The following is a 5,613-nucleotide window of genomic DNA, read 5'->3' as shown; positions in this document are numbered from 1 at the left end:
ATTTATTTTTAGTAAAAAAATGTACTAATAATTTAGAAGAATCAAATGAATTTACAATAGGCTCTTTAATAGTATTATTTATACTATCAATTATATTTACTGTAGGATTGCCAGGAGCTAGTTATTTAACAGTATTCCCTGCATTATTAATAACTTTAAGTATGATTTTAAAAATTGTTCTTAATAAGTTTGAAAAAATATCGTATATAATGCTATTACCAATTGCATTAATAACGATATTATACGTACCAACAATTTATTTGTTTAACTGTGCTTTAACAATAGGAGCTCTTTGTGCAAATATATTCTTTGCTATGATAGCTTTTATATCTATTGTAATAGGATTTGTTAATATAAAAGATTTAAGATAATTAGTAAAGAAAATTAAACTATATACTGTAAAAATAAGTGTTATAAATATGCCTGTTTTTATGATGATAATAAAAAATGCAATTAGATATAATAATCTAATTGCATTTTTTTACTTATTTTTGTCAGTTTTTTATGATAAACTTCGTATTAACTAATGTAAAAGCTTTTACAGGGAGGAAATAAATTGAAGGATAAATTGATAATTAAATATATAAAAAAATGTAACCCAAAAGGTATGGAGATGTTAATAGATAATTACAATGGATTACTTACTTCAGTAGTTAGAAAACATATAAATCCTGTATTAAATTACGAGGAAGAATGTATAAGTGATGTTCTCTTTGCCATTTGGGAAAATATTGAAGGATTTAATAATAAGGAAAATTCTTTTAAAAATTGGATATGTGCAATTGCAAAGTACAAAGCAATTGATTATAAAAGAAAATATATATCTAAAATAAGTGAAGAACTGGATTCTAATATTTTATATATAGATGAAAATTTATACAAACTAGATATGGAAGAAGAAATAAATGAACTTTTAAGCTCATTAAATTATAAAGATAAAGAACTTTTCAAAAGGTACTACTTAAATGGGGACGAGTTAGAAGAAATAGCAAAGGATACTAATACAAATGTACCTGCCTTACATAGTAGACTATCTAGAGGTAGGAAGAAAATTAGAAGAAGTATTTTAAAGTAGGAGAGTGAGATTATGAAAAATAAGTTTGAAATTTTTAATAAAATAAAGATAGATACGGATAAATATGAGGAGGCTGAAACTAGCAATAATGAAGAATTAAAAATAAAAATGAAAGAAAAATTAAACTCATCAAAAAGATTAAATAAAAAGAAAGTAAAACATAATAAAATTATAAAAGGTATTGCATCAATAGCAATTATAGCTATGGGAATTGGTGTATTTACTCCTTCCTTAGCAGATAATTTGAAAAAAAGATTGCCAGAGTTTGAAACAATGTTAGATAAAATAAAAGAGTCTGTTGATGGTGGTACAGTTGAGTATGATCCTAAACTCTATCCAGAACTAGAAGAAGAAAAAGAAGAACATAAAAAAAGTAAACTTATAGCAACGCCTATAAATGTATCTAGTAAAGATGATGGATTAAAAATTACCATAGATAAAGCAATGTATGACAAGAAAAAGTTATATCTTGATATGACTCTAACAACAGATGAACCTTTCAATGAAAGTAAGTATAAAAAAACAGTGGGTGACTCTCCTTATGGTGATGGAATAAAAGAAATGTATATTGAGGATTTAATAATATATATGAATGATATTGAGGCAGATGGTTATGGTTATGGTCCTGGTATTGTTGAATTTGTTGATAAAAATACTATTAAACTTAGTTATTTAATTGAGCTAGATATTAATAATGATATTGAAGATGTAAATTTTAAAATAAGTTTTGGAACTAAAAAATATAAAGATTCTTTATTTACAAATTCTTATGATGGAAAATGGTCTTTTGATTTTAATATAAAAGCCATAGATGATAATGCAAAGAGTATAGTAGTAGATAAAAAAGATGGAGATTACACTTTGAAAAAAGTTGAGGTAACAGATACATATATTGAAGTTAAAATGGAACTTCCTTTCCAACCATCACTGGGAAATCCTCATGATAACTTTATAATAGTTTATGATGATAAGGGAAGAGCGTTGGAAATGTCTACAGGAAGCGATGGAAAAAATAAAATGTATACTCAAATAAATGAATTAATTGATATAGGAGAAATTCCTTTATATATTGATATTTTAGTTTGTACAAATTATGGAGAAGAAGCAAATCCTTTATCTAGTTTTAGGGTAGACCTGAAATAAATTTATTGATTTTAAGGAAGTTAAAAATAAGCTTAAAGAATTAATTCACAAGATTGTAAATAATATCTAAAGAAATTGTAATATTAAGAGGGGTAGAAAACTGTATGTATTTATCCTACGTACAGTTTTTTAATGTATAATTAAATTATAGAAATAAGTTAAATATTAAAAATAATAAAAAATAAAAGACTAAATGATAGTAGGCATGGAGTATATAGTAACTGATGAAAAATTAGAAGATATTTTCTTGGGATTAAATTAAGGGGATGGGTATATGTTTTTTAATAAACAAGTAATTTATAATGGGTCATCAAAGAAGAAATACAATGAAATAATTAATATACTAGAGTTGAATAATATAAAGTATACTGAGAAAATAAGAAATATAAATAAAGATATTGGACCTATGATGAATAAAATGATGGTTGGAACTTTAGGTGAAAAAGAAGATTTTTCTTATGAGTATACTATTTGGGTAAGCGATGAGAAATATGAACTTGCTTCTAATTTAATAAAAAATATTGAAATTTGATTTATGTCTAATTTTATAATTAGCATAAAAATTAGAATTTAGATAACATATTACTAAAAATATAGTAAAGAGGAGAGTATAAATTATGAAATGTCCATATTGCAATAATGAGATGGTGTTGGGAATTATACGTGGGGGAAGAGACTCAGTAAAATGGATTCCTAAGGAAAAAGATAAAGGAGCAATTTTATCAACCTTTGTAAAAGGAGTTACAATTTTAGAGTGGATGAACTCAAAAGTAGAAGGATACTATTGTAAAGAATGCAATAAAATTACCATAGATGTGCCAAAACAATTATAGTTTTATAGAAAGTATGAAGAAGTGAAAGATTTACTGAGCAAGTTTAATATTGATTTGCCAAAGAAAGGCACTTCTACAGATGGTGGAAAAGAATTATACACTATCTCATTTGATTTAGATAAATCAGGCGATGTTTAATTGAAGATTAATTATGATATAGTGATATAAAAGTCTAGTAAGATTATAAGAGGTGAAAAATGAAACTTATAAGAATATGCTCCAAAGATGATCGTTACTTTAAAGAGGCTATGGAAATATATAAAAGTAGCTTTCCAATATTTGAACAAAGAACGTTAAAATCACAGATAGATGTATTAGAAAATAAAGAATATTATTGTAGTGTTATTTATGAAAATGATTAACTAATAGGAATACTTTTTTATTGGGAATATGATAAATATAGGTATATAGAACATTTAGCTATACCTAAAAAATTAAGAGGAAAAAACTATGGCTCTAAAATATTAGAAAAGTTCTGCCAAAGTAATAAAAACACTATACTAGAAATTGATATTCCCATAGATGATATATCAATTAAAAGATTAAATTTTTATTCCAAATTAGGTTTTAAAATACAAAACTTTGAACATATACATCCTCAATATAGAAAGGAATATGAGGGTCATAGTTTGAGAGTGATGAGTTATAATAAAGATTTATCAGAGGACGAGTATTATATATTTAATGAATTTTTAAATAAAACAGTTATGAAGTTTTCAGAGTGCAACGTTTAAGGATAGGCAAAATGTCTATCTTTTTTTATTGTAAGGAAATTATATGTTATCTGTCCTGTGTATGGCGTATAATTTCCAACTTTGTTACTTGAGCAATGAGCGAAGCGAATTTTTTACATATTAGTTTGCTTTTTATAAAAATTTCCAAAGTCTTATATAAGTAACTATATTTTAGATGAATTTAGTAAAGAATATAATATGAATCTAAAATTAGGAGGTAAAGACAATGGGAAATAATATGGTAATGGAATATTCTATGTTTTGTTACTAATGTGAACAAACAGCAGGGGGAAAGGGCTGTACAAAACTAGATGTATGTGGAAAAACACCAGAAGTAGCAAATCTTCAAGACTTACTTATTTATCAAATAAAAGGGATAAGCTGCTATGCAAAAGAGATAGTTGAAAAAGGAGAAAATGTAGATAAAGATATAGTAAAATTTATTAAAAATTCTTTATTTACAACTTTGACAAATGTAAATTTTGATGCTGATATTCATGTACAAATGTTAAAAGAGTCTCAAAAAATAAAAGAGGCGTTAAGAAAAAAGTGGGTAAAATTAAAAATGATACAGAACATGCTACATATAATTTAAGTGAAACAAAAGCAGAAATGCTTCAAGATGCAAAAAAAGCAGGAATAATGTATGATGGTGAACTGGACCCAGATATTCGTTCACTACGCCAAACTATAGTATATGGATTAAAAGGAATTGCAGCTTATGGTCATCAAGCAAGAGAGCGGGGTTACTTCGATGATGAAGTTGATAATTTTTATGTTAGGGCGTTGGAAGCAACAACAGATGATAATTTAAGCCTTGAAGATTTAATAAGATGGACTATGAGAACTGGTGGAATGATTCCTTGTCATGGTTATCCACAACTTAAAAAGTATGATCATTTAGTAGGAAATTTTGGTGGTGCATGGCAAGATCAGCAAAAAGAATTTGATAACATACCAGGTTGTGTACTTATGACTACAAACTGCTTGATGAAACCTAGAGAATCATACAAAGATAGAATATTTACTACAAGTGTAGTTGGTTGGGATGGTGTTAAGTATATTGGGGTAGGAGCAGATGGTAAAAAAGACTTTACTCCAATAATAGAAAAGGCACTTGAACTTGGAGGATACGAAGAAGATCAAGAACCACATGAAATACTAGTTGGGTTTGGCCATCACGCCACACTTTCTTATGCAGAAGATATTGTTAATGCAGTTAAAGACGGAAAAATAAGACACTTTTTCTTAATAGGTGGATGTGATGGAGCGAGACCTGGTAGAAATTATTACACTGAATTTACTAAAAAAGTTCCAGATGATTGTGTGATTTTAACGCTAGCTTGTGGTAAATATAGATTTAATAAATTAGATTTTGGGGAAGTAGCAGGCCTTCCAAGACTTCTTGATGTTGGTCAATGTAACGATGCTTATTCAGCAGTTAAAATTGCAACATCCCTGGCAGATGCTTTTGATACTGATGTAAATGGATTACCACTATCATTAATCATATCTTGGTATGAACAAAAGGTAGTGGCAGATTTATTGGCATTACTATCACTTGGAATAAAGGGCATATATTTAGGCCCTACACTTTCAGCCTTCTTAAGTCCAAATGTACTTCAATATTTAGTAGATACATTTGATTTAAGATCAATAAGCACACCAGATGATGATTTAAAAACTTGCTTACAACAAGGAATATAAACAATAATTTTTATACTGTGATGTTTGAGTATAATGTAATTGTTAGAGTAACTAATAAAGTATTGCAGTAATTTTAAGTTATTTAAAGACCGTGTTAGAATAATACGGTCCTATTTTAATT

Annotated in this window: 8 protein-coding genes and 1 pseudogene; all 9 read left to right on the top strand. The window is 27.1% G+C overall.

The window, feature by feature from the left end:
- On the top strand, positions 1–371 hold a 371-nt coding region (locus NSA58_RS15040), incomplete at its 5' end, for a hypothetical protein (RefSeq protein ID WP_257560644.1).
- 185 nt (positions 372–556) lie between these two features.
- Entirely contained in the window at positions 557–1,075 is a 519-nt protein-coding gene (locus tag NSA58_RS15035) for a sigma-70 family RNA polymerase sigma factor (RefSeq protein ID WP_039680716.1), read from the top strand.
- A gap of 12 nt (positions 1,076–1,087) precedes the next feature.
- Positions 1,088–2,218: a DUF4179 domain-containing protein gene (locus NSA58_RS15030; RefSeq protein ID WP_039680717.1), complete on the top strand. Its 1,131-nt coding sequence runs from the start codon at positions 1,088–1,090 to the stop codon at positions 2,216–2,218.
- A gap of 274 nt (positions 2,219–2,492) precedes the next feature.
- Positions 2,493–2,750, top strand: coding sequence for a hypothetical protein (locus tag NSA58_RS15025; RefSeq protein WP_039680718.1), 258 nt, complete (start codon positions 2,493–2,495; stop codon positions 2,748–2,750).
- An 85-nt stretch (positions 2,751–2,835) separates the two neighbouring features.
- Complete coding sequence (locus tag NSA58_RS15020) at positions 2,836–3,051, top strand: PF20097 family protein (RefSeq protein ID WP_039680719.1); 216 nt, start codon at positions 2,836–2,838, stop codon at positions 3,049–3,051.
- Positions 3,052–3,248: 197 nt separating this feature from the next.
- Positions 3,249–3,413 carry a hypothetical protein gene (locus NSA58_RS15015; protein WP_257560643.1) on the top strand — a complete coding sequence of 55 codons (165 nt, stop codon included), beginning with the start codon at positions 3,249–3,251 and terminating at the stop codon, positions 3,411–3,413.
- Positions 3,414–3,416: 3 nt separating this feature from the next.
- Complete coding sequence (locus NSA58_RS21020) at positions 3,417–3,785, top strand: GNAT family N-acetyltransferase (protein WP_316713332.1); 369 nt, start codon at positions 3,417–3,419, stop codon at positions 3,783–3,785.
- Between the two features lie 331 nt (positions 3,786–4,116).
- Positions 4,117–4,380 (top strand): annotated as a pseudogene (locus NSA58_RS20885) (hypothetical protein); the annotation flags it as partial.
- Positions 4,335–5,492, top strand: coding sequence for a hydroxylamine reductase (hcp, locus tag NSA58_RS15005; protein WP_330652584.1), 1,158 nt, complete (start codon positions 4,335–4,337; stop codon positions 5,490–5,492). The pseudogene NSA58_RS20885 and the gene hcp, both read left to right, overlap by 46 nt.
- Positions 5,493–5,613: the final 121 nt, after the last annotated feature.

It is taken from the genome of Terrisporobacter muris (assembly GCF_024621905.1).
In the GTDB taxonomy this organism is placed as follows: Bacteria; Bacillota; Clostridia; order Peptostreptococcales; family Peptostreptococcaceae; genus Terrisporobacter; species Terrisporobacter muris.
Note: the sequence above shows the minus strand (reverse complement) of the source record. Positions and strands in the feature narration are given on the sequence as shown.